Annotated in this window: 20 protein-coding genes and 1 pseudogene; 7 read left to right on the plus strand and 14 right to left on the minus strand. The window is 62.1% G+C overall.

All coding sequences use genetic code 11. The features are described 5' to 3' along the window. Positions 1-75: 75 nt before the first annotated feature. From AWB70_RS25235 to AWB70_RS25275, 9 genes are all read right to left on the minus strand, one after another. Entirely contained in the window at positions 76-450 is a 375-nt protein-coding gene (locus AWB70_RS25235) for a tautomerase family protein (protein WP_053568275.1), read from the minus strand. A 55-nt stretch (positions 451-505) separates the two neighbouring features. Further along, complete coding sequence (locus AWB70_RS25240) at positions 506-1,006, minus strand: aromatic-ring-hydroxylating dioxygenase subunit beta (protein ID WP_053568216.1); 501 nt, start codon at positions 1,004-1,006, stop codon at positions 506-508. Further along, entirely contained in the window at positions 1,003-2,286 is a 1,284-nt protein-coding gene (locus AWB70_RS25245; RefSeq protein ID WP_053568215.1) for an aromatic ring-hydroxylating oxygenase subunit alpha, read from the minus strand. The genes AWB70_RS25240 and AWB70_RS25245 overlap by 4 nt, the downstream gene beginning before the upstream one ends. Positions 2,287-2,570: 284 nt before the next feature. Next, a complete protein-coding gene (locus tag AWB70_RS25250; protein ID WP_053568214.1) occupies positions 2,571-3,875 on the minus strand; it encodes an MFS transporter in 1,305 nt (434 codons plus the stop codon). Positions 3,876-4,004: 129 nt separating this feature from the next. After that, positions 4,005-4,925, minus strand: coding sequence for a LysR family transcriptional regulator (locus AWB70_RS25255; protein WP_053568213.1), 921 nt, complete (start codon positions 4,923-4,925; stop codon positions 4,005-4,007). A gap of 42 nt (positions 4,926-4,967) precedes the next feature. Beyond that, entirely contained in the window at positions 4,968-5,642 is a 675-nt protein-coding gene (locus AWB70_RS25260) for an EthD domain-containing protein (protein WP_053568212.1), read from the minus strand. 2 nt (positions 5,643-5,644) lie between these two features. After that, entirely contained in the window at positions 5,645-6,163 is a 519-nt protein-coding gene (locus tag AWB70_RS25265) for a flavin reductase (protein WP_014191440.1), read from the minus strand. Positions 6,164-6,191: 28 nt separating this feature from the next. Next, positions 6,192-7,382, minus strand: coding sequence for an acyl-CoA dehydrogenase family protein (locus tag AWB70_RS25270; protein ID WP_053568211.1), 1,191 nt, complete (start codon positions 7,380-7,382; stop codon positions 6,192-6,194). Positions 7,383-7,415: 33 nt separating this feature from the next. Further along, positions 7,416-8,768 (minus strand): MFS transporter, encoded by a 1,353-nt coding sequence (locus AWB70_RS25275; protein ID WP_087086340.1) that lies wholly within the window; start codon positions 8,766-8,768, stop codon positions 7,416-7,418. A 338-nt stretch (positions 8,769-9,106) separates the two neighbouring features. Between AWB70_RS25275 and AWB70_RS25280 the strand changes: the two genes are divergently transcribed. The 4 genes from AWB70_RS25280 to catA all read left to right on the plus strand — a co-directional run bounded on the left by AWB70_RS25280 (position 9,107) and on the right by catA (position 12,949). After that, positions 9,107-10,309, plus strand: a complete 1,203-nt coding sequence (locus AWB70_RS25280) for a porin (protein WP_053568210.1) — start codon at positions 9,107-9,109, stop codon at positions 10,307-10,309. A gap of 183 nt (positions 10,310-10,492) precedes the next feature. After that, on the plus strand, positions 10,493-11,629 hold the full coding sequence (locus AWB70_RS25285; RefSeq protein ID WP_053568209.1) for a muconate/chloromuconate family cycloisomerase: 1,137 nt from the start codon (positions 10,493-10,495) through the stop codon (positions 11,627-11,629). Positions 11,630-11,653: 24 nt separating this feature from the next. Then, positions 11,654-11,944, plus strand: coding sequence for a muconolactone Delta-isomerase (gene catC / locus AWB70_RS25290; RefSeq protein WP_014191435.1), 291 nt, complete (start codon positions 11,654-11,656; stop codon positions 11,942-11,944). Between the two features lie 69 nt (positions 11,945-12,013). Beyond that, positions 12,014-12,949, plus strand: a complete 936-nt coding sequence (catA, locus tag AWB70_RS25295; RefSeq protein WP_053568208.1) for a catechol 1,2-dioxygenase — start codon at positions 12,014-12,016, stop codon at positions 12,947-12,949. A 146-nt stretch (positions 12,950-13,095) separates the two neighbouring features. On the opposite strand, the gene AWB70_RS25300 is transcribed toward catA, so the two are convergent. The 3 genes and pseudogenes from AWB70_RS25300 to AWB70_RS25310 all read right to left on the minus strand — a co-directional run. Then, positions 13,096-16,746 carry a hydantoinase B/oxoprolinase family protein gene (locus tag AWB70_RS25300; RefSeq protein WP_053568207.1) on the minus strand — a complete coding sequence of 1,217 codons (3,651 nt, stop codon included), beginning with the start codon at positions 16,744-16,746 and terminating at the stop codon, positions 13,096-13,098. 50 nt (positions 16,747-16,796) lie between these two features. After that, on the minus strand, positions 16,797-18,104 hold the full coding sequence (locus AWB70_RS25305) for an MFS transporter (RefSeq protein WP_053568206.1): 1,308 nt from the start codon (positions 18,102-18,104) through the stop codon (positions 16,797-16,799). A gap of 129 nt (positions 18,105-18,233) precedes the next feature. Next, positions 18,234-19,013, minus strand: a pseudogene (locus AWB70_RS25310) (putative hydro-lyase); the annotation flags it as partial. A gap of 197 nt (positions 19,014-19,210) precedes the next feature. Here AWB70_RS25310 and AWB70_RS25315 point away from each other — a divergent pair. Further along, on the plus strand, positions 19,211-20,143 hold the full coding sequence (locus AWB70_RS25315; RefSeq protein WP_053568204.1) for a LysR family transcriptional regulator: 933 nt from the start codon (positions 19,211-19,213) through the stop codon (positions 20,141-20,143). A gap of 103 nt (positions 20,144-20,246) precedes the next feature. On the opposite strand, the gene AWB70_RS25320 is transcribed toward AWB70_RS25315, so the two are convergent. Then, the gene (locus AWB70_RS25320; RefSeq protein WP_014191429.1) at positions 20,247-20,735 is read right to left on the minus strand and encodes an Hcp family type VI secretion system effector; all 489 of its coding nucleotides are present in this window, start codon (positions 20,733-20,735) and stop codon (positions 20,247-20,249) included. Between the two features lie 136 nt (positions 20,736-20,871). After that, complete coding sequence (locus tag AWB70_RS25325; protein WP_053568203.1) at positions 20,872-21,561, minus strand: TetR/AcrR family transcriptional regulator; 690 nt, start codon at positions 21,559-21,561, stop codon at positions 20,872-20,874. 165 nt (positions 21,562-21,726) lie between these two features. Here AWB70_RS25325 and AWB70_RS25330 point away from each other — a divergent pair, with 165 nt between their 5' ends. Further along, complete coding sequence (locus AWB70_RS25330) at positions 21,727-23,001, plus strand: alpha/beta fold hydrolase (protein WP_053568202.1); 1,275 nt, start codon at positions 21,727-21,729, stop codon at positions 22,999-23,001. Positions 23,002-23,036: 35 nt separating this feature from the next. Further along, a complete protein-coding gene (locus AWB70_RS25335; RefSeq protein WP_053568273.1) occupies positions 23,037-23,900 on the plus strand; it encodes a VOC family protein in 864 nt (287 codons plus the stop codon). Positions 23,901-23,922 lie beyond the last annotated feature (22 nt).

The raw sequence follows: 23,922 nt of genomic DNA on the forward strand, positions 1-23,922 counted from the left end.
TCTTGTTGGTAACGGCGGGCGGGACCGTCAAGAAATTCTGCGTGACGCCGCAGCAGAAAAGCACCCGCTTTGGACTTATCGGCCCAACGCGCGGGCGGTCTTGCCGCCGAGGCCGAAATCGGTATTGGGGATGTCTTTGATCATCACGCGCGTGGACTGCAAGGACACATCCAGCACGGATGCACTGGTCTCGGACAGGTGCGCGATCAGCGCTTCTTTTTGCGCTTCCGTGCGGCCTGCAATCAGAATCGCGATGATGACCGGCAACGCAGCGGGCGTCGGCTTTCCGCCCAACCCGATGTCCGAGACCGGCAACTCCGTCAGCAGAATGCGCACGGATTCCGCAGGTGCGCCAATGGCGTCGACGGTCGCCCGCGTCAGACCGGCAATGAGCGATGCCTTGCGCTCGTCGGAGTGACCTTGAGGCAGATAAACTTCGAGGGTCGGCATGATCAGGATAAGAATGCGCATCGGCACAATGCATGCACCGATGCTCGATTGAAGTTCAAAGCAGGAAGCCGATGGCGTTCAGTGCTTCGGTTGAATTGATCAGGCGGATAACCTTCTCGACGAGCCGAAGTTCGCCGTTTGTAATGCTGATCTTGTGCGTCAGGTCCGCAGCGAAGATAGTCGATACGCCGCGCTTGTACGCAATGATGATCTGCGACGAGTTCACTTCGACGAGGTCCGCGCTGTCTGAAGACCGCGTGAAGCGCGACAAGGTACGCACAGTACGCGCGGCGTCGGAGGCGGACGCCGAATAGCCGGATGTCATGCGCTGCACACGCAGTTCGCGCATGTGCTGGTCGTCGAACGCATAGTTCAGTGTCGCGGCGTAGTCGGTCGTGTCGGGATCGATCGGCACCACATAGATACCTTTCGGATCCCACAGTTCAAGCCATGCGCGGTAGTCGCGCCGGTCCAGAAGCTCCGCTTCGCGCCAGAGGAATTCGATTGCCCGCGCGAACGTCTGATCGGTGAAGAGTGCGTTGCGTTCGTCCATCATGCTTGCTCCATCATTGCGCGCCATTGCTTATAGGCTTCGCGCATGCCGGTTTCGTCGGTTGCGTGCGCAGTCTTCTCACCGTTCGGTGCGGTGGTTTCGCGGTTAAGGCCGCGGTTCACGAGGATAGGTACGTCAGGACCGGCGTATGAGCCTCGCTGCACGCGTTCCCATGCTTCGGCATCGTCGGGGCTGCCAAATCCGAACGGCCCCTGGAAGTGTTCGTGAATGCGCAGCCGCACCCGGTTCGCTTCCTCGGGGCCGCCGTCCATGGCGAGCGCAACGTGGCGAATCTCTGTCTCTTCGGCCGAGATCGGGCGCAGCACGCGGAAGAACGCCATCGACAAGGCGAGGTTCGGGAACAGATTGAGATTGAAGCCGACGCCCATAAGCGAACGCACGATTCGCCGCACTTCCTCCGGCGTATGCTTTTGTGCGAGTTGCGCGGCGAGTTCGTTGAAGCGGTCGGGCAGCGGCGCGCCATCGTCCTTGTCCAGGTCGACGATTTCCGGCACCAGCACCGCGAGGCTGTGGCCGTTGCCGAGCGAGCGGCAGAACGCGTCTTCGCTCGTCATGAAGCTCGTAATCACAGCGGCCGTTTCATCGTCGATGGACTTCATCCAGGACTTATGCACGACGGGGAAGTGGTAGAGGTCGGTCGTGTTCTCGAGCTGGATTTTCCAGTTGCCCTTGAACTTGAACTTGTGCTCTCCGTTCGCCTTGATCGGATAACCCGCGCCCTGCTTCATGAAAAGATCGATCCACGGCTTGGCGCCGCCGAGGAAGTCTTCGAGCGATTCAATGTTTTCATTGAAGCTCGCGAAAATAAGGCCCTGATAGACGCCCACGCGCAGTTTCTTGAGCGGCAGATCGCCTTTCTCACACACGCCTTCGTAACCATCGCCGTAGGGCAGGGCGCGCAGCGCACCGTCGAGCGCATAGGACCAGCTGTGATACGGGCACGTGAAGCCCTTTGCGTTACCCTTGTGCTCTTCGCACACGGTTGCGCCGCGATGACGGCAACGGTTCTGCAACACGTTGACGGCCCCGGTCTTGTCGCGCACCACGATGACGGGCTGACGGCCAATGGTCGTCGTCACGAAGTCGCCCGGTTTGGGCAATTCGCTGTCGTGCGCAACCCAGATCCACGTCTTGTAGAAGATGCGTTCGAGTTCGGCTTCGAACAGGTCCGGATCGTAGTAGAGCGACGGGGCAATGCGATCATGCTCAGCGCGCTTGGCGAGCGCGCTGGTGTCGATGGTTTGGTAGTTCGGCATACTCATCGTATTCCTGGGGAGAAGTTGAGTGGCTGAATGAGCGGCTAACACGAGCTTGACCACGCACTCGGCGCATCCTCTCGATGACATCAGTCTCGCTACTCAACGATCATGCGTCAAATCGATTAAAAACAGGTCAGCAAATCAGTGAGGCTGATATTTGAAACGTGCACGCCAGCTCGGGGGAACGGGAACGCGACACGCAGCAGCAGTTAGCGTTGTGCAGTGAACGCGTGGGCGATGGGCGAGCTTCATGATCGTCAGCGCGATCAAGTGAGAGAGGTACCGGCTTAGCGCTGACGCGTTTCCCGCGTAAAGCGCAGCGTGATGACCGTGATGAGACTGAGCACGATGAGGAAAACCGCGACGGGCCAAGACGTGTGATAGTGCGACAGTAACGCGGTTGCGAGGAGCGGCGACAGACCGCCCGCGAAGATCGAGGCCACTTCATGCCCGAGCGCGACGCCGGAGTAGCGCACTTCCGTGCTGAACAATTCGCCGACAAGCGCAGGCAAGGTGCCGATCATCGCCCCGTGACAAACGGCGGTACCCAGAACCAGCGCAAGCCAGATAAGCGGGGTTGAATGCGTGTCGAGCAGCCAGAAGAACGGGAAGGCCATCACCGCCAGCGAAGCGGCGCCGATCATGTACACAGGCTTGCGTCCGATGCGATCGGAGAGCTTGCCCCACAGCAGCATCGCGACCATTTCGACGACCATCGCGAGCATGACGCCGGTGAGCATCGTCGAATTGGGAATGCCGACAAACTTGCCGTACACGAGTGAGAACGCGAGGAAGATGTAAGCGCCGCCGTTTTCCGCGACACGCAGACCCATCGCCATCAGAATTTCTTTCGGATGACGCTTGATGGCTTCGAGCACCGGCATGTGCGATGTCTTGCCGGCTTCTTCCGCGTTCTCGAAGTCGCGACTCTCGGGCAGGCTATGACGAATGTAGACGCCAAGCGCAAAGATCACGATGCTTGCGAGAAACGGCAGACGCCATCCCCAAGAGATGAACTGCTCGTGCGGCAAGGCTTGCACCGCGAGGAACGCCGCCGAGGACAGCACGAAACCGCCGCCCACGCCGAGCTGACTCCATGCCGCGTAATAGCCACGCTTTTCGGGTGGCGCGTTCTCGCTGATCATCAGCACGCCACCGCCCCATTCGCCGCCGGACGCAATACCCTGCAGCAGGCGAAGTGCGACAAGCGCAGCCGGCGCCCACAGACCCACGTGATCGTAAGTCGGCAACAAGCCGATGCCGAAAGTCGCGAAACCCATGATAAGCAGCGTCCAGACGAGCGACGCGCGCCGTCCGTAACGGTCGCCAATATGGCCAAACACAATACCGCCGAGCGGTCGCGCGACAAAGCCCATTGCGAACGCGGCGAACGCGCCGAGCGTGCCGATCAGTGGATCGGCGTTGGCCGGAAAGAACAAGGTGCCGAAAACTAGCGCGGCCGCCGTGCCGTAGACGAAGAAGTCGTACCACTCCATCGCATTACCCGCGACCGACGCGATGACAATACGTCTGAGGGCGCGATCCGGCGTCGCCGCGCTGCGCTCGGCGCTCGGGGAATGAACTGTTGCCATGTCTGCTCGCATTGAATGAGTAGGACTGAGGCCTTGGGAAGCCTTCGAATGACAGACAGTGTCGAGTTGAGACTGATATCCGTCAAATCCGCCGAAAAGATGTCCTGATATCAGCGCGGCAAATAAGTGTCAGTTTTCGGGCTGACGAAACATCGCGGAGATCGTCTCGCGCAACCACGCGACGCCCGGATCGTTGGCGAACTGTGTGTGCGAATGAATCTGTATTTCGATGGGGGGTAAAGCGAAGGGCAAGGGCAGAATGCGGAAGGCTTTGCCGCGATTGAACCGCCGTGCAATGCTCTTGGGGAAGATGACGGCGAGGTCCGTGTTCATCACGATCTCAGGCGCCACGACAAAATGCGGCAATCGGACGACGACATCGCGCTTGAGATTAAGCTCGTCTAGCCATTGCTCGACCATGCGATGACCCGTCGCGTTGGTGCTGGCGTAGACGTAGCGCAAGGCGGCCAGGTCTTCGCGTGTCGGCCGTGATTTGGCTAAGGGATGATGTGCGCGCACCACGCAGACATGCTCGTCGACGAATAACGTCTGGCTCACACATCCCGCGTCGAGACCCGGCACATAGCCCAGAGTAAGATCGATTTCTCCGGCGCGCATGGCGGCGCTTACGGATTCCACCGGAACATTGACCACTTCGATGCGAACGCCGCGCGCTTCACGGTCGAGCAGCGCCAGAAGCGGTGGCAGGAAAAAGAATTCCGACATGTCCGACATCGAGATGCGAAAGACGCGTCTCGCCGTCGCGGGATCGAACTTGGCAACCTGCTGGACGGCTTCATTGATGATCGACAACGCCTGTGCGAGCGGCGGGTACAGCCGATGCGCGGCATCGGTCGGCACCATGCCGCTGGGCGTGCGCACGAAAAGTGGATCGTCAAACAGCGTGCGTAAGCGACGTAGCGCGTGACTGACCGCAGGCTGCGTCAATTCCAGACGATCGCCGGCGGCGGTGAGGCTGCGCAGATCCCAGATGGCGAGGAACACGCGCAGCAGATTCAGATCGGCGAGACCGAGGTTGAGCTTGGTCATACGGTTCACTCACGAACGAGCGCTGGTCGCGCCATGCGGATATCAATGTGTGGCGAGATTACCGTATGTGCTGCGCATTGCAAAATGCGGCGTGCCTCCTCGATAGGGTGGCAAGGTATGGAAATCGCGGCGCATCAGGTCGCGCACCGGCGAAGCGAGTGCGTCGACGAGCGCTGACGCATCGTCGAATACGACCTTGTTGCGTTGCATCGCGTCCGCGCGCGCACACGGCATGCCGATGGCGCACTCGATGCGCGTATAGATCTCCACCTCACGCAGCGCGGGCAAGGTCGACATCAGAGGCGCGTGATGCTGCAGGTAATGTGCGAGCCATGTGTCGAAGTCTTCGGCCGGGCCTTCGTATGCGACAAGATAAGTACACCGCTGCGCGCGCGCTTGGCCTCCCGGCGTGGATGACACGAGAGCGCGCACCGCCATGACTTGCTGCGTGAAGCGCTTGACTTCCGACTGTGCTTGCAGCGCGCGGTGAATCGGGCCATCGCGGGTTGCGGCCGCTTCGAGCGCGGCGAGTTCGTCGAAATATAACTGCAGCACGCACGATGGCGCATTGGCAGCGGGCGGTATGCGCGGATCGACCCTTTGCGCGATAGGTTCATGCTCGATGAGGTTGCGCAAGCCGTCGATGCGCTGCAGCGGCGCGACATCGAGCAGCGGTTGCTGTCCGCTCGCACCGATCAGAAACAGGCACACTTGCATGGTCACGCCGTCTCGCAGGATACGGCCGCGCGGGCAAGCCGATGAAACTGCCGGCCGAAGTACACGAGGCCGTCGCCGCCTTCCCCGGAGCCAATGTGTTCTACCTGTACGAAAAGAACCGAATGCGAGCCGACCTGTTTGCTGTCGACGATGCGTCCTTCGAGACTCGTAATGGCATCGTCGAGCACAGGAAGTTGCAATGCGCCCGGCCGCGAGCCGCAACGCGCGAAGCGTTCCTCCATCGAGCATCCATCCATGCCCGCAAAAATGCGCGCCAGCTCCTGCGCGTGCGCGCCGAGCACATTGATGCATGCGCGGCCGTTGTTGAGCAGCACGTCGTGAACATAACTCGACTGATTGATGCAGACGAGCATCGTTGGCGGCGTATCGGTCACCGAGCAAACGGCGCTTGCCGTGATACCGCTGCGTCCGTGTGGTCCGTCCGTGGTGATGACGTTGACGGCCGCGCCGAGCGAGGCCATTGCATTGCGAAATTGTGCACGCGCTTGATCGTGGGTCATGGCTGGTGTCCTTTCAGAGTTCGCAGATTCAGGGATACGGCGTGACGGGCGGAATGCCCACGAAGATCGCGCCCGATGCGTCGTAGTTTCCTTCGCCGAGGAAGGCGTGTTGGGTGACAACGATCGAATCGCGTACCAGACGCTGCATCCGGTTCTCGCGATAGATCGCGCCGATGCCCGCCATCTTGTACGCCTGCATGACGATATCGGCGCAGGTGTGGGCCGCGTGCGTGGCCGACAGACGCAACAAATTGGCTTCTGCCGGCAACACCGGGTCGCCAGCGAGCACCGTGCGCCAGGATGTTTCCGCGCACTCGAAGAAGAACGCCCGCGCACTGCGCAACTGCGCTTCCGCGTGTGCGAGCCCCGAGCGATAGTAGGCGCGATCGGCAAGACGCGGCGCACCCGTCGTCGTCTTTGTCACCCCGGACATTCCCGCCAGCAGGTCGAGCGCGGCGCGCGCGAGACCGATGTTCACTGCCGCATGCACCTGCGCCTGATAGGCAACGGCGGGATACCGATAGAGCGGTTCGTCGATCAATGGCGTGCCCCCGCGCACGAAGGTCCATTGTTCTTCGACGTATTTGTCTTTCAAACGCAGATCGTGGCTGCCCGTGCCCTGCATGCCGACCACATTCCAGTTATCGACGATCTCCACTTCGCTCGCCGGGAAGACGGCAGTGAAGGGCTTGCCGGCGTTCTTATCGTCGATGCCAGCAGGTGCCCCGCCGATTCCTACGCCGATCCAGTCCGCACCCTTGCAGCCGCTGGCGAAGCGCCATTGTCCCGACACAAGGAAGCCGCCGGGCGCGCGCTCGGCCTTTTGCAGCGGATACAAGCCGCCCGCGAAGACCTGATCAGGACCGGTTGCGTAGATACGCGCCTGCGTGTCGACCGGCAGTGACGCGAGGTACGTGTTGGCGGAGCCGAACGCTGCGACCCAGGCGGCTGAGCCGTCCGCGATCGCGATGCGTTCGAGCATCTCCAGGAAGCGCGCAGGCGGCAGCGCGTCGCCGCCGAAACGCTTGGGTGTGCTCGCGCGGAAAATGCCCGCGCGCTTCATCTTGCCAACCATATCGCGCGGCACGTGAGACACGACATCGAATTCGTCGCGGCGGCGCTCGACTTCTTCGACTAGCGCATCGAGCGACAGGGTTCCCGCGTACTCGGGATAGTCGTTTTGCGAATCGATGATTGCTTCGCTTTGAAGGGCTTGCATGCTTGATACCTCTCGGTTAATGGTGTGTCGATGTCATTCGGCTTGCTGACGCGCTGCGGCGCGCATCGCTTTGGGATACGTCTCGCGCGCGAGCAAGGTAGCGATGACGGTGATGAGTCCGAGTACGCCCAGATAGATGCCGACCGGCACGGCGCTGTGATAGTGCGCGAGCAGCGCGGTGGCGATCATCGGGGAGAGGCCGCCACCGAGTACGGAAGAGACTTCGCGTCCGATGCCGAGTCCGGAAAAACGCAGGTGCACCGGCAACATTTCGCTGATGAACGCGGGTTGTGCGCCTTCCAGAATGCCAAGCGTGATGCTGTTCGCCAGGACGAGCGCGGCAACGACCTTCCAGTACTCGCCTGAGCCGAGCAGCGCAAAGTACGGCCATGCGACCAGCACGATGGCGATCGCACCGGCGAGATACACGGGTTTGCGTCCGACCTTGTCGGTTACCCAGCCGAAGAACAGCGAAACCGGGATCATCAGCAGCATCGAAATACACAGACCGCTGAGAATCCAGCTCGACTTGATGCCGAGGAACTGCCCGTAGGCGATCGAAAATGCGAAGAAGAGGTAGGACGCCGCGCCTTCGCCGAAGCGCAGGCCGAACACCGTGAGCACTTCGCGCGGGCATTGGCGCAGCACTTCAATGACAGGCATCCGGCTTTCGTGGCGCGTCTTCTTCACTTCGGCGAACGCGGCGCTCTCTCCAACGGAGCGGCGCATCCAGAGGCCCAGGAGGACGAGTGCGGCGCTGGCGAGAAACGGAAGGCGCCAGCCCCAGCTCTGAAAATCACCCGCCGGAAGGTTCTGCACCAGAAGGAAAGCGCCCGTGGACAAGACAAAGCCGAGCGCGGCGCCGCAGGGGCTCCATGCCGCGAGCGCTCCGCGCTTCGATTGCGGCGCGTTCTCGTGAATGAGCAGGATACTGCCGCTCCATTCACCGCCTGCTGCCAGTCCCTGAAGAATGCGCAGCAATACCAGCATGACGGGCGCCGCAATGCCGACCTGCTGATACGTTGGCAAAACGCCCATCAGGACCGTGGCGGTGCCCATCGTGAGAAGTGTGAGCATCATCACCACCTTGCGGCCATAACGGTCGCCGATATGGCCGCAAAGCACTCCGCCGATCGGCCGCGCAATAAAGCCGACCGTGAAGCCGCCGAATGCGGCGATGGTGCCCGTCAGCGGATCGGTGCCGACGGGAAAGAACAGCTTGCCGAAAACAAGCGCGGCGGCGGTGCCGTACAAGAAGAAGTCATACCACTCAAGGATTTGGCCGAGCACTGCCGTAGTGACGGCACGGCGCACATTGCTTACGGGACGCGCGGGTCGGGATTGAGCGAGCGCGCCTAGATCGGAGTTCAGAGCTTCAGGGTTCATGGTGGGAGAAAACATGATGTGATGGTTCCCGCTTCCCTGATGCTCAAGAAGCGGCGCGAGTCGTATCGATGCGATGTGCCCACGATATGAGCCTCGACAACAGCGGTCAAATTCGGGACAAAAATGTGCGACATGAATTTGGTGCATGTGCCTCCGCGTTCCGTACGTGCTAACCCTTGCCTTGCATCACATATCAATCACGCTTATCGACCGTCATGCTTTTGGTTTATTTGCCGCGTGAAACGCGCGACCGCAGACTGCGTGGCGCATCGCCCTCATCACTGCAATGAACCTTCATTGCGTCATTTAATAGAACGGCTCGCATGGAACCCGAACGTATGAGACTTGCCTTGGGAACTTCTCTGGCGCTACTTGCAATTGCAGGCACGGCGCAAGCACAAAGCGCGGTGACCCTGTACGGAATCGTCGACGATGGCTTCAACTGGACCTCGAACTCAGGCGGTCACAATCTCTACAACCTGTCGAGCGGCGTCATGCAGGCCAGCCGCTGGGGGCTGAAGGGCAGGGAAGAGCTTGGTGGCGGACTCGCCGCGCTGTTCGCTATAGAGAACGGTTTCGATCTCAACAACGGCTCGCTCGCGCAAAAGAATCGCGGCAGTACCCAGGGCCTGATGTTCGGTCGCCAGGCGTACGTGGGCTTGTCCAGTGCCTACGGTACCGTGTCGATCGGGCGTCAATACGATTCAGTCGTCGACTATGTGGGCCCGTTCGAGTCCGGCACCCAGTGGGCGGGATATATCGGCGCTCATCCGGGCGATCTGGACAACCTCAACAACGCATACCGCGTGAACAACGCTATCAAATTCGCTAGTAAGCAATACTATGGATTTACGTTTGGCGGCGTCTATAGTCTCGGCGGTGTGGCCGGCGCGGTCTCGCGCAACCAGCTATGGTCGCTCGGTGCGGGCTACGCGAACGGGCCGCTTACGCTGGGCGTCGGCTACCTGAACGCGCGCAATCCGAACGTCGGCTTCTTTGGTGACAACGGCGCGAGCACCCCGCCCACCGCGAGCGCGAACTTCATCTCGTCGCCGGTGTATAGCGGCTATGCGTCGGCGCGCACTTATCAGGTGGTCGCGGCGGGCGCGGCCTACGCATTCGGACCGGCCACCCTGGGTGCGACATACTCCAACGCGCAGTTCAAAAACCTCGGCGATACCGTGAACTCCGGGCCCAATCCGCGGGGGTACACCGGCAATGCAAACTTCAACAACGTCGAAGTCAACTTCAAGTATCAACTGACGCCCGCGCTCGTGCTCGGCGCGGCATTCGACTACACGAAAGGCGGCGATGTCGATTCGGCTACCGGCAACGTTCCGGGCGCGAAGTACTATCAGGGCGCCCTGGGCGCCGACTACTTCCTGTCAAAGCGAACCGATGTTTATTTGATCGGCGTGTACCAGAAAGCATCAGGCATCGATTCAACCGGCACCGCAGCGGTTGCGGCGATCAACAACCTCACGCCCTCGACGAGCGACCGCCAAAGCACGGTCCGCGTGGGCATCCGCCACAAGTTTTGAAGCGATAGCTCGAGTGCGAGCGTGCAGGCGCACCTGGAGCATGCTCGCTCTTCAACGTAAATCGAATCATCAACGGTATGGATAACATCACGCACATTTGATCTATTTGACGAATGTGGTGCGACCAAATTAACGTGTCGTCGAACTGGCCAACATCCTGTCGGACGTACCGAATCTATAGCTATGACTTCAGCGACGATCGAACGCATCGAAACCTGTCTCGTCGACCTGCCGACGATTCGCCCCCACAAGCTTTCCGTCGCCACCATGCACGGCCAGACGCTCATGCTGGTGAAGGTGTTCTGTAGCGATGGCATCACGGGAATTGGCGAAGCCACGACGATCGCCGGCATGGCGTATGGTCCGGAGAGTCCAGAGTCGATGAAGCTCGTGACCGATGCGTATCTTGCACCCGCCAGCATCGGCCGTGATGCGACGCGCGTTCAGTTGCTCATGGCACATCTCGCCAAGCTTGTCAGGGTCAATCACTTCGCGAAAAGCGCGCTGGAAACCGCGTTGCTCGATGCGCATGGCAGGCGCCTCGGCGTACCGGTCAGCGAACTTTTGGGCGGGCGGCACCGCGAGCGTCTGCCCGTGGCCTGGACGCTCGCATCGGGCGATACAGACAGGGACATTGCGGAAGCAGAGATGATGCTCGAGCGCCGTCGGCACAAGATCTTCAAGCTCAAGATCGGCGCGAAGGAAGTCAAAGCAGACATCAAGCACGTCGCCGACATCAAGCGCGCACTCGGCGATCGAGGGTCCGTGCGGGTGGACGTGAACATGGCCTGGAGTGAAACGCAGGCGGCATGGGCTATTCCCGCGCTTGTCGATGCAGGCTGCGATCTGGTCGAGCAACCCGTCGCATCCGCGGCAGCGCTGGCGCGCCTGATGCGCCGTTTTCCCGTCGGCTTGATGGCGGACGAAATCCTGCAAGGTCCCCAAAGCGCGTTCGAAATCGCGAAGCAGGAAGGCGCCGACGTCTTCGCGATCAAGATCGAACAAAGCGGGGGGCTCTTTGCAGCACAGCGTGTCGCCGCCATTGCCGACGCGGCGGGGATCGAGCTTTACGGCGGGACCATGCTGGAAGGGGCGGTTAGCACAATGGCGTCGGCTCAGCTTTTTGCGAGCTTGCCCAACCTGCAATGGGGCACCGAGCTGTTCGGTCCGCTGCTCATTACGGAAGAAATCCTCACACAACCGCTGGATTACAGTGACTTTGGACTCACCGTGCCGAACGGCCCGGGCCTCGGCATCGAGTTGGACACAGACCGGATCAAACGCTTTACGCGTGACGGACTGGTCAAGGTCATCAAGTAGCCGAATTTCTGACGAGAAAACAAGATGCTTTTCCACGTACGCATGGATGTGAACCTTCCGCCGGATATGCCCGCGAATGCCACCGACGAAATCAAGGCACGTGAGAAAGCCTATTCGCAAGCCTTGCAGCGCAGCGGCAAGTGGCGGCATATCTGGCGGCTCGCAGGCGAGTACGCGAACTTCAGTATCTTCGACGTCGAAAGCAATGCTGAACTGCACGACATCCTCACTGCTTTGCCGTTGTTCCCGTACATGAGCATTTCGGTGACGCCGTTGTGCCGTCACCCGTCGTCGGTTCGCGAAGACGACGCGTGACATCTAGCGTGGTGTCGCAAGAGAGCAGACGCTGCGCCATACCCCGCAATACCCTATGGAGACAACATCGTGAGCGTCAAAGTTTTTGAAGCGAAGGAAGTTCAGGACCTGCTTTCGGCCGCTGCCAATCTCGGCAGCGAAGACGGCAATGTACGGGCAAAACAGATCACGCATCGGCTGCTAAGCGATCTGTTCAAAGCCATCGACGATCTTGACATGACGCCCGATGAAATCTGGGCCGGCGTGAACTACTTCAACCGGCTCGGTCGCGATGGGGAAGCGGCATTGCTCGCCGCGGGTCTCGGTCTCGAGAAGTTTCTTGATATTCGCATGGATGCAGAAGACCGTCGCGCGGACATTCACGGCGGCACGCCGCGCACCATTGAGGGTCCGTTGTATGTGGCAGGCGCGCCGCTGCGCGACGGCGTCGCGAAGATCGACATCAACTCAGACGAAGAGGCTGGGCCGCTTGTCATCCGCGGCACCGTCACTGGTCCCGACGGCAAGCCTGTCGCCGGTGCCGTCGTTGAATGCTGGCATGCCAATTCAAAGGGTTTCTACTCCCATTTCGATCCGACCGGCGCACAAAGCGACTTCAATTTGCGCGGTGCGGTGAAGACGGGACAAGACGGTAAATACGAGTTCCGCACGCTGATGCCCGTGGGCTACGGGTGTCCGCCGCACGGTTCGACGCAGCAATTGCTGAACGTGCTCGCACGGCATGGCAATCGTCCGGCGCACGTGCATTTCTTCGTCACAAGCGATAACTTCCGTAAGCTGACCACACAGATCAACATCGAAGGCGATCCGCTGATCTGGGACGACTTTGCGTACGCGACGCGAGAGGATCTCATTCCTCGCGTCGTCGAGAAGACTGGCGGCGCTGCGCTGGGTCTCAAGGCCGACGCATATAAGGAAATCGAATTCGACATCGGGCTGACTCGATTCGTCGAAGGCAAAGACAATCAGCTCGTTAATCGTCAGCGTACGTCGGCGACGGCATAAGTTCGCGAAGCGACGGCGTTCGCGTAGGGCGTTAGCGACGTCGCCAACGCCCCAAGCCGCACCGGGACCGGGTTGCGGGCGGGCGGCCGGGCCGGCAGCTCGGGGCAATAAGCCCCTGGATAGAAGCCGACTCAACCGCAGCGGCCTTAAAGCGGGAACGCCTGCGCCGAATTCCCAAAACCCCCACCCCCCGGCGTTTCCACCACGAACACATCTCCGGGTCCCATTTCGACACTCGCGATATGACCTAGAGCGACAATCTGACCATCCGCGCGCTCCACGCGATTGCTGCCGCGTTTTCCCGCCAGCCCGCCACGCGCGCCGAAAGGCGCATGAATGCGGTTATTCGACAGAATCGACGCCGTCATCGGTGCGAGAAAACGGATGCGCCGGATCGCGCCATTGCCGCCGCGCCAGCGTCCCGCGCCACCCGATTCCGCGTTGATCAGATGCGATTCGAGCCGCACCGGGTAGCGCCATTCGAGCACTTCGGGATCGGTGAGGCGCGAATTGGTCATGTGCGTCTGCACGGCGTCCGCGCCGCCGAAACCATCACCCGCGCCGCTGCCGCCCGCAATCGTCTCGTAGTACTGGTAGCGCGCGTCGCCGAACGTGAAGTTATTCATCGTGCCCTGGCTCGATGCCACGATGCCGAGCGCGCCATACAGCGCATTCGTGATCACGGACGACGTCTCTACGTTGCCCGACACCACCGCCGCCGGATAAACGGGGTTCAGCATCGAGCGCTCCGGCACGATCACCGAAAGCGGCTTCAGGCAGCCGGCGTTGAGCGGAATATCGTCGCCGACGAGGGTGCGGAACACATACAACACCGCCGCCATGCACACGGCCTTCGGCGCATTGAAGTTGTTCGGCAACTGCGCGGATGTGCCGGTGAAATCGACTGTGGCACTGCGCGTGGCGGCGTCGACGCGAATCGCCACGTTGATCACGGCGCCGTTATCGAGTTCGTAGCGATAGCTGCCGTCCTTCAGTGCGCCGATCACGCGGCGCACCGCTTCTTCCGCGTTGTCCTGCACGTGGCGCATGAACGCAAGTACCACGTCGCGGCCGACTTGCGCGACCATGCGGCGCAACTCGTCCACGCCTTTCTGATTCGCGGCCACCTGCGCGCGCAGATCGGCCATGTTCTGCGCGATATTTCGCGCGGGATAACGGCCCGATGCGAGCAAGGCGCGCGTTTCGGCGTCGCGCAACACGCCCGCGGACACCAGCTGCCAGTTGTCGATCAGCACGCCTTCCTCGTCGATATGCGACGAAGAAGCCGGCATCGAACCCGGCGTAATCCCGCCGATATCCGCATGATGACCGCGCGAGCCGACGTAGAAGAGCGGCTCGGAAGAACCGTCGGCGAACACGGGCGTAATCACGGTCACGTCGGGCAAATGCGTGCCGCCGTGATACGGGTCGTTGAGCATGAACACGTCGCCGTCGCGCATCGTCCCCCGGTTGCGCTCGATCACCGTCTTGATGCTTTCGCCCATCGAGCCAAGGTGCACGGGCATGTGTGGCGCATTCGCGATCAGGTTGCCCGCGTCGTCGAAGATCGCGCACGAGAAGTCGAGGCGCTCCTTGATGTTCACCGAATACGCCGTGTTTTGCAGACGCAAACCCATCTGCTCGGCAATCGACATGAACAGGTTGTTGAAGATTTCGAGGCGCACAGGGTCGGCGTCGGTGCCGATGGAGCGGCGCGTGGCGAGCGGTTGCACACGCGTCATCACCACGTTGCCCTGGGTGGTCAGCACCGCTTGCCAGCCCGGCTCCACCACGATCGTGCCGTTCTTTTCGGCGATGATCGCGGGACCGTCGAGCGTATCGCCCGCACGCAACGTATCGCGCTGATAGAGCGAGGCGTCGTGCCATGCGCCGCCCGAATACATCCGCACGACAGTCTGCGCACGGAGTGCGTTGTTCGCGTCGCGAGGCGCAAGGTCGCCGCAATCGACGGGAGCATCGGAATGACCGATCGCTTCGACGGACGCAAGCTCGGCGATGAGCGGCGTATCGGCCATCAGAAAAGCGTAGCGTTGACGATAGGCCGCTTCGAACGCGGCGCGCATTTCGTCGACACTGCCTGCCGGCACGGAGAGCGGCGAATCGGTTCCCTGATAGCGCAGATGCACGCGCCGCTCGGTCGTGATGAGCGCGGCATCGACGTTCTGTTCGAGCAGGGCACGCGTGGCGTCGCCGGCGAGCGCATCGAGTGCGGCTTCAATCGTGGCCAGCGAAGTTTCGTCAAGCTTGATTTCGAGGGCGCGTTCGCGCATGGCCGTCTGGTCCGCGAGACCCATGCCGTAGGCGGAGAGCACGCCCGCAAGCGGATGCGCGAACACGCTCGTCATGCCGAGCGCGTCGGCCACGCCGCATGCGTGCTGGCCGCCGGCGCCGCCGAACGTCGTCAACACGTATTGCGACACGTCGTGGCCGCGCTGCACGGAGATTTTCTTGATCGCGTTCGCCATGCTGCCGATCGCGATTTCCAGATATCCTTCAGCGAGGGCTTCGGGTGTGCGACGCTGGCCTGTCGCCGCGAAGATTTCATCGGCGAGTGCCTGGAAGCGTTTCACCACCACGTCGTGATCGAGCGGCTCGTTCGCATGCGGACCGAACACGCGCGGAAAATAGTCGGGCTGGATCTTGCCGAGCATCACGTTGCAGTCCGTGACGGCGAGCGGACCGCCGCGTCGGTACGCAGCCGGGCCGGGGTTCGCGCCGGCCGAATCGGGGCCGACACGCAGACGCGCGCCGTCGAAGCCGAGCACGGAACCGCCGCCGGCCGCCACCGTGTGAATGCTCATCATCGGCGCACGCATGCGCACACCGGCTACCTGCGTTTCGAACACGCGCTCGAACTCGCCGTTGAAGTGCGAGACGTCCGTCGACGTGCCGCCCATGTCGAAGCCGATCACACGCTCGAAGCCCGCCGCCTGTGCCGCGCGGACCATGCCGACGATACCGCCCGCCGGTCCCGAGAGAATCGCGTCCTTGCCCTGGAACACGTCTGCGCGCGTCAGTCCGCCACTGCTCTGCATGAATTGCAGATTCACGCCCGGCATTTCGTGCGCGACCTGATCGACGTAACGGCGCAGGATCGGCGACAGATACGCGTCGACCACCGTCGTATCGCCGCGCGAAACCATTTTCATCAGCGGCGACACTTCGTGCGAGACGGAGATTTGCGTGAAGCCGATGCGACGTGCCAACGCCGCCAGTTCGCGTTCATGCGACGTATGGCGATAGCCGTGAATCAGCACAATGGCGAGCGCGCGGATGCCGCTGTCATAGACCTCGCGGAGCGCGCGTTCGGCCGCGGCGTGATCGAGCGGCGCGACGATGTCGCCTTGCGCACTCATGCGTTCGTCGATTTCCACCACGCGCTCGTAGAGCGCCTCGGGCAGCGCGATGTCGAGATCGAAAAGACGAGGACGGTTTTGATACGCGATCCGTAGCACGTCGCGAAAGCCGCGCGTCGTGACGAGCGCAACCGGTTCGCCTTTGCGTTCGAGCAGCGCGTTCGTCGCGACTGTCGTGCCCATTTTCACCATCTCGACGTCGTGCGGCGTGATGGCTTCGCCGTCGCGCAGTCCGAGCAGATGACGAATCCCGGCGACCGCCGCATCGCGATACTGCTCGGGGTTCTCGGAGAGCAGCTTGTGCGTGGTGAGCGTGCCGTCCGGGCGGCGCGCGACGATGTCGGTAAAGGTGCCTCCGCGGTCAATCCAGAATTGCCAGCGGGACGGCGTGCAAACATCGGAGTGGTGATCTTGCTTCATGGTGTCGAGAGGTGCGATTCGAAAGAGGTAACGGAGTAAGAGCGCGTTGTTCAGGCCGATTCGAGTTCGCGGCCACGCGTTTCCGGCAGCGTGAGCGCGGCGAGGATCAGCACGCCATACGCCGCCACCGCGAACATCCCGATGCTCGTGCCGAGGCCGTAGCGGCTCGACAGCGTGCCGATCAGCACGGGAAAGAGCGCGCCGATCGCGCGGCCGACGTTGTAGCAGAAGCCCTGGCCGGAGCCACGTACGCGGGTCGGAAAGAGTTCCGTGAGAAACGCGCCCATACCGGAGAAGATGCCCGACGCGAAGAAGCCGAGCGGAAAACCGAGCCACAGCATCGACGCATTCGTGAGCGGCAACGACGTGTACGCGAAGGCAATCGCCATCGAACCGAGCGCGAACAGAATGAAGTTCGGTTTGCGGCCGATGCGGTCAGTGAGCCAGGCGCTGCACAGATAGCCGACATACGAGCCCGCGATGATCATCGCCAGATAAGCGCCCGTACCCATCACCGTGAGATGACGCTCGGTCTTGAGGAAGGTCGGCAGCCACGTCGTGATCGCGTAGTAGCCGCCTTGTGCGCCGGTGGTGAGGAGCGCGGCGCGCAGCGTTGTCGAAAGCAGGCGGGGCGCGAAGATTTCGGTGAAGCGCGGTTTGTCTTGTGCCTCCTGCTGCGCGACCTTCGCCTGTTCGAACACTTCAGGCTCTTTCACGTAGCGGCGGATGAAGACCACCAGCAGCGCCGGCACGAGACCGATCAGGAACAGCGCGCGCCATGCAAGCTCGGGCGCCATCACGGAGAACAGCACGGCATAGAGCAGGGCGGCCATGCCCCAGCCGAGCGCCCAGCCCGATTGCACGAGGCCGACCGCCTTGCCGCGATCGCGTGCGCGGATCACCTCGCCGATCAGCACGGCGCCCGCTGTCCATTCGCCGCCGAAGCCGAAGCCCATCAGCGTGCGCGCGGCGAGCAACTGGCCGTAGTTTTGAGCGAGTCCGCACAACGCGGTGAACACCGCGAACCACAGCACGGTGAGCTGCAACGTGCGCACGCGGCCGATGCGGTCGGACAGAATCCCTGCGATCCAGCCTCCGAGCGCGGACGAGAGCAGCGTCATCGTGCCGATGAAACCGGCGTCCGCGAGCGAAAGGCCCCACGTGGCGACGAGCGTCGGAATGACGAAGGACAGCATCTGCGTGTCCATGCCGTCGAGCATGTAGCCGACCTTGCAGCTCCAGAACGCGCGGCGTGCGCGCGGTCCCGCTTCGGCGTACCAGGAAAGCTGTGCGCCGTCTGCTGTCGCCTTCAGATCGGCGGCGTCGTCGACGTTTGCCGTGAGTGTCTTGCTGTCCATCTGCTGCTCCTGTGGATAGACGCAAAGCGTGGGGATGCGTCATTCCCTCCGGACCGCGTGGCCGGATCGCTTCGAATTGCTGTGAATGGAGCGCGGCGCCGTGTTATGCCGCGCGTGCTGCGCAAACGCTCAGAAGACGGCCAGCGATGCGTTGGTGATGTCGGTCATCAGCATGTGGCCCGGCGCGTGTGCGATGGCGATGGGCAGCTTCGCGCCCATGAGCGCGGTTTGCGGTGTCACGCCGCACGCCCAGTAGACCGGCAGCTCGCCCGGATGGATCGTCACCGCGTCGCCGAACTCGGGGCGCGCGAGATCGGCGATGCCGAGTTCCGCAGGATCGCCGATATGCACGGGCGCGCCGTGCACGCCCGGAAAGCGGCTTGTGATCTGTATCGCGCGGATCGCGTCTGCGCCGCGCAGCGGACGCATCGACACGACGAGTTCGCCACCGAACACGCCCGCGCGCTGGTTCGGAATATCGGTGCGATACATCGGCACGTTGCGGCCTTCTTCGACGTGGCGCAGCCCGATGCCTTCCTTCGCGAGCATGTGCTCGAACGAGAACGAGCAGCCGATGGCGAACACGACGAAATCGTCCTGCCAGAGCACTTCGATCGACTCGACGCGTTCGCTCAGTTCGCCGTGACGATAGACGTTATAGGCGGGCACGTCGGTGCGGATATCGACGTCGCGCCCAAGCACGGGCACGCGAAAATCGCCGGGCTCGCCCACGCCGAGCAGCGGACACGGCTTCGGATTCGCATGACAGAAGCGCAGGAAATCGTGCGCGTGTGCGGCGGGCAGAATCGCCAGATTGGCTTGCGCGTAGTCGCCACAATGGCCGGCTGTGGGGCCGCGGAAGTCACCGTGGCGGACAGCTTTGCGGAATTCAGATGGAGTCATGGTATCGGCGTGCGGTGTGTATGAATTGCAGCGTTAGACGAAGCATAGAAAAGAAGAAAATCTGACGCCAACTAGTTTTATTTGTGCAGAGTGAATAGAATTTCTTAACAGAATCGCGGGTTTTCCCGAATCACGTTGAGGTTTTTGTAGCGTTTCCCTTCGTTGTTTTTGCCGCGCTTTTGCGTCGCTTTGTTTTCCAGCCTATGAACACTCGCTTTCTCGAGACCTTCGTCACGCTTGCCAAGCTGCGCAGCTTCCGCACCACGGCAACGGCGCTGCACGCCACGCCCGCCGCGATCTCGCAGCGTCTGAAGGCGCTCGAAGACGAATTGCAGACCACGCTCGTCGATCGCGAGAGCCGCGATTTCCGGCTCACGCCTAACGGCGAATATCTGCTGGGCTACGCGAAAGCCGTCGTGGAAGCAACGCGCCAGTTGCAGGCAGCGGCGTCGCACGAAGGCGCGATGCGCGGCAAGCTGCGGCTCGGCGTGATCGAAACAGTGGTGCATAGCTGGCTCGCCGATTACATGCGACGCCTTTCGGCCGACCTTCCGCAACTCGAAGTGGAGCTTGCGGTGGACGTGAGCGTGGTATTGCAGCGTCGCCTGATGGCCGGCGAGCTGGATCTGATCATTCGCGTGGAAGGCAGCGACGAGGAAACCGTGGTGTGCGATGCGCTCGCGAACTATCCGGTGCACTGGGTCGCGCGCGCGGGGCTGCTTCCGCTGTCGCGCAGCGGGCTCGCCAAGCGCGTGCTGCGCCATCCGATCCTCACCTTCGGACGCGGCACGGCACCGCATCGCGCGCTGGAGGACATCGTCGGCAAGCTTGCGCTCGCGAACGGCGTGCCGCTCGCGGATACGCGCATTACCGGATCGCCGTCGATCTCGGTGATTGTGCAACTGGTGCGCGATGGCTTCGGTGTGGCGGCGATCCCTCGTCTGTTCGTCGCAGATCTCATCGCGCGCGGAGAAGTGGTGGAGTTGCCGTTGCAGCCTTCGCCGCCGTCGATCGTGGTGTCGATGTCGCGCCGCGCGGATGCGCCGCTATTCGTGCACGGCGCGGCGAACGCGGCGCGTGCGGCATGTCATGAGTATTGTGAGTCGGGGGATCGGCGCCTGATTGAACGGTTGTAGAACGGGAGCCTCGCTGACGCTCGTTGGGTCTGTGCCTCACAGCAGAATACACAAGAGCCGCTCTCCAGGAGAAGCGGCTCTTCCATGCACCCAAACCCAACAATCAAGACTTCGGCGCCAGCCAGGAATCTTCAGCTTCGATGCCGTCCGGGTCGAAAGTCCACGTGATCTTCTCGTACGTGAACGACACATCTTCCATATGCCCCATCTGGCGGTTCTCGGGATCGAGCGCATTGGGCGTCCACGACTTCATGTTCGTCAGAATCGCATTCGACAGCTGAACGGTGTAGTACTTCTCCTCAGTGCCCTTCGGCGAGATGCGATAAAACTCCAGCGTCACCACCTTCATCTGCTCGCCCGACGTCAATGCCTGATAAAGCTTCGGCGACGACTTGTCGATTTCCTTCGTCAGCGTCATCGGCAAATGCACACGCTTGCCGGTGGGCAGCCCCGTTTGCGGGCTCTTCGGAATCTCGATGGTGTGATCCACAGCTTGCACGAGGATCTTTCCTTCGTGGCCCGTCACCTTGATGGAGCCTTCGATCTTCCCTTGGTTCTGTCCTTCGAGCGTGAGGTAGCAAGGCATCGGCATGATTGTTCTCCGGTTGTTTGGCGCCGTTCGTTCTGCGCATGGGATGAATTCTGTGCGCGCGCCGTTACGGCGGCGTTTCAGAAAATCCGGCCCAAATTACGGATGAAACATGGCTCTGCCTCACATCGCGGCATGATCACTCGTCCGATCCAAGCCGCCGTTCCAGCATGTCGATGTCGTCGCGCAGCAACTGGATCACCGCGCCGACGCTCGGCTCGCGCAACTGCCGTCCGTTTTCCATCTGTACGGCATGCAGGGCCATGTCGGCGATCTGCTCCGAAATCTGCTCAAGCGAGCGCGGCCCGTCGGGCGAGTACCACCACGCGCTCCAGTTGCACATGCCGATGATCGAGAAAGCCGCGACCTTCGCATCCAGCGCGCGAAACTGTCCCTGCTCGATGCCGAATTCGATCGCGTGCTGAAACTGCTCCAGCACGGCGCGCCGCGCCTGTTCCGCAAGCTGGCGTTGCTGCGGCGGCAGGTTGCCTTCGTTCCTTTCCACCACACGAAACTGCAGCGGATGCGTGAGGATCAACTGCGCATGCCGCAATACCAGATGCCGCAGCATGCCGGCGGGATGCTGCATGTGCCCCGGCACGGATTCCGACGCCAGTTGACCCGCCGCGCGCGTCACCGTCTCCGTGAGCACTTCGAGAATCGCTTCCTTGCTCTTGAAGTAGTAGTAGAGCGCGGGACGGCTCACGCCGATTGCGTCGGCGATGTCGTTGAAGCTCGTGCCGTCGAAGCCGCGCTCGATGAAAAGGCGCGTCGCCACTTCGAGGATGTTTTCGCGCAAGGCGTCGCTCTTGGTCTGGGTTCGGGTCATACGGCGTTTTCGACGGTTGTGTCAGAACGATCAACACGATAACCCAAACCAGCCTCCTAACAGGGTTCGTCACGCGTCGAATCAACACATCCGTAAAAACCATAACGAAAAATCAACACATAAGTAAAAATATTCGACTAAGATGTAAAAAAAGGAGATGACTCGATGAACCGATCTGAGCAAACGCGCGCCGGCTCTGGCGGCGCGACCGCAGGATTTCTCAACACGGACTGGAACCCGCGCGAGCTGCCCGCCGGCGTCGGCACGCGTAATGTCGTGTTGCGCACGCAGGACGGCGCCGCGACGAGCGGCTCGCTGTATTCGCCCGGCGCGACGGATACGGTCGTGTGCATCATGCATCCGCGCGAGTTCATGGCGTGCCACTACCTGATTCCGGATATCACTGGCGCGGGCTTTGCGGCGTGGACGCAAGCCCCGCGCTCGGTCGGCAACGACATGCGCCTCGAACACGAGTTCGCGCTCTACGACGTCGCGGCTGGCCTGCGTTTTCTGCGCGACGCGGGTTTCAGGCGAATCGTGCTGCTCGGCAACTCGGGCGGCAGCGGGCTTTACGCGCTCTACGCGCAGCAATCGAACCTCGCGCCGGACGCGCGTATCGAGCGCACGCCGGGCGGACGTCCGACGAAACTCGCGTCGCTCGACATGCCGCTGGTGGACGGCGTGATCTTCGTTGCGCCGCATCCGGGGCAGGGCGCGTTGCTGCAGGGCTGCATCGATCCGTCGGTGACGGACGAGAACGATGCGCTCGCCGTCGATGCATCGCTTGACCCGTTCACGCCGTCCAACGGCTTCAACGCGCCGCCGCAATCGTCGCGCTACGACGCGGCGTTCGTCGCGCGCTATCGCGCGGCGCAGACCGCGCGCGTGGAACGGCTCGACGCCATCGCGCGCAATCTGATCGCCGGGCGGCTCGATGCCCGCGCGCGCGTCAAGTCGGCGGGCGATGCAGCCGATCCGCGCACGCGCCGCGTGGCCGCGCACACGCCGCTGATGACGATCTGGCGCACCGACGCCGATCTGCGCTCGTTCGATCTTTCGCTCGATCCCTCCGACCGTCACTACGGCTCACTGTGGGGCGCGGACCCGTTCGCGTCGAACTACGGCTCGGTCGGCTTCGCGCGCTGCTGTTCGCCGGAAGCGTGGCTCTCGACGTGGTCGGGCGTGTCGTCCAATGCGCTGTTGTCGAAGACCGCGCCCGCGATCGTGCAGCCGTCGCTCGTCGTCGAATACACCGGCGACCAGGCGTGCTTTCCGACCGTCATCGCGGATATCTACGCGAGTCTCGGCTCGGCGGTGAAAACGCATCGTCGCGTGCGCGGCGATCACCACGGCCGCGCGCTCGCCGAGGGCGAGGAGGCGGGCCGCTACGTCGCCGGGCGCATCGTGCGCGACTGGCTGCGCGAGAACTTTCCCCAATGAATCCGCCTGATCCGATACGGAGTACCGACATGAAGATGAGCGACATTCCCGCCGCCGATCTGAGCTTGCGCCTGCGCGGCGTCGATCACACGGCGCGGCCGACCTGGAGACTGAAGGAGACCGTCGAGTTCTATCGCGACGTGCTCGGCCTGCCTCTGATTCACACGATTTCCGCGCGCGGATGGGGCCCCGCGACGCATCCCGATTTCCTTCACTTCTTTTTCGACAGCGGCAACGGCAGCACGATCGCGTTCTTTCATTACCTTGGAAGCCAGGAGCCCGAGACGCTGAACGGCAGAGCGGCGCATCCTCCGCGCCCCGACGATCACGTATTCGATGCGACGCACACGGCCTGGCTCGTCGATACGCAAGACGAACTGCAGGCGTGGAAGTCGCGACTGGAGGCGCGCGGCGTGGACGTGTCGGTGGAAACGGCGCACGAAGTGATCGAGTCGATCTACTTTCGCGATCCGAACGGCTATTTCATCGAGATCACGCGCAAGCTGCGCGCGCTCGCGCCGCTCGATGCACGCGATGCCGCAGCCACGCTCGAAGCGGCAATCGAGCTAGAGAATGGCGCGACATGTATCGATGAAGTCTGGACGCGCAAGGCGGCGCGCCTGAGCGAAAGCCGTGAGACGGACGAGAAGGCGCTCGAAATATTCGTGCTCAACGTGCCGGAGTTCTCGACGCTGATCGACGCCGCGCGCAAGCTCGACACGTGCCGCGTCGAAGACCAGGGCGATTACACGGTGATCAGCGCCACGGAGCCGGTTTCGTTCGAGCGCCGCGCGCTCGGCCTGAAGCCCGCCGTCTGGTACGGACTTTTCACCGGCGGACTGAACGGACGCATCGAATGCTACGACCGCGATGTCGTGCGCATCGCGCCGCGCGTTTGAAACGGCACGTGGATAGGCAGGA

Source organism: Caballeronia cordobensis, assembly GCF_001544575.2.
GTDB lineage: Bacteria > Pseudomonadota > Gammaproteobacteria > Burkholderiales > Burkholderiaceae > Caballeronia > Caballeronia cordobensis.

Excerpts from the sequence above, each read along its gene's own strand:
- AWB70_RS25235 (WP_053568275.1), bottom strand. The coding sequence starts at position 450 with ATGCCGACCCTCGAAGTTTATCTGCCTCAAGGTCACTCCGACGAGCGC.
- AWB70_RS25240 (WP_053568216.1), bottom strand. The coding sequence starts at position 1,006 with ATGATGGACGAACGCAACGCACTCTTCACCGATCAGACGTTCGCGCGG.
- AWB70_RS25245 (WP_053568215.1), bottom strand. The coding sequence starts at position 2,286 with ATGAGTATGCCGAACTACCAAACCATCGACACCAGCGCGCTCGCCAAG.
- AWB70_RS25250 (WP_053568214.1), bottom strand. The coding sequence starts at position 3,875 with ATGGCAACAGTTCATTCCCCGAGCGCCGAGCGCAGCGCGGCGACGCCG.
- AWB70_RS25255 (WP_053568213.1), bottom strand. The coding sequence starts at position 4,925 with ATGACCAAGCTCAACCTCGGTCTCGCCGATCTGAATCTGCTGCGCGTG.
- AWB70_RS25260 (WP_053568212.1), bottom strand. The coding sequence starts at position 5,642 with ATGCAAGTGTGCCTGTTTCTGATCGGTGCGAGCGGACAGCAACCGCTG.
- AWB70_RS25265 (WP_014191440.1), bottom strand. The coding sequence starts at position 6,163 with ATGACCCACGATCAAGCGCGTGCACAATTTCGCAATGCAATGGCCTCG.
- AWB70_RS25270 (WP_053568211.1), bottom strand. The coding sequence starts at position 7,382 with ATGCAAGCCCTTCAAAGCGAAGCAATCATCGATTCGCAAAACGACTAT.
- AWB70_RS25275 (WP_087086340.1), bottom strand. The coding sequence starts at position 8,768 with ATGAACCCTGAAGCTCTGAACTCCGATCTAGGCGCGCTCGCTCAATCC.
- AWB70_RS25280 (WP_053568210.1), top strand. The coding sequence starts at position 9,107 with ATGAGACTTGCCTTGGGAACTTCTCTGGCGCTACTTGCAATTGCAGGC.
- AWB70_RS25285 (WP_053568209.1), top strand. The coding sequence starts at position 10,493 with ATGACTTCAGCGACGATCGAACGCATCGAAACCTGTCTCGTCGACCTG.
- catC (WP_014191435.1), top strand. The coding sequence starts at position 11,654 with ATGCTTTTCCACGTACGCATGGATGTGAACCTTCCGCCGGATATGCCC.
- AWB70_RS25300 (WP_053568207.1), bottom strand. The coding sequence starts at position 16,746 with ATGAAGCAAGATCACCACTCCGATGTTTGCACGCCGTCCCGCTGGCAA.
- AWB70_RS25305 (WP_053568206.1), bottom strand. The coding sequence starts at position 18,104 with ATGGACAGCAAGACACTCACGGCAAACGTCGACGACGCCGCCGATCTG.
- AWB70_RS25315 (WP_053568204.1), top strand. The coding sequence starts at position 19,211 with ATGAACACTCGCTTTCTCGAGACCTTCGTCACGCTTGCCAAGCTGCGC.
- AWB70_RS25320 (WP_014191429.1), bottom strand. The coding sequence starts at position 20,735 with ATGCCGATGCCTTGCTACCTCACGCTCGAAGGACAGAACCAAGGGAAG.
- AWB70_RS25325 (WP_053568203.1), bottom strand. The coding sequence starts at position 21,561 with ATGACCCGAACCCAGACCAAGAGCGACGCCTTGCGCGAAAACATCCTC.
- AWB70_RS25330 (WP_053568202.1), top strand. The coding sequence starts at position 21,727 with ATGAACCGATCTGAGCAAACGCGCGCCGGCTCTGGCGGCGCGACCGCA.
- AWB70_RS25335 (WP_053568273.1), top strand. The coding sequence starts at position 23,037 with ATGAGCGACATTCCCGCCGCCGATCTGAGCTTGCGCCTGCGCGGCGTC.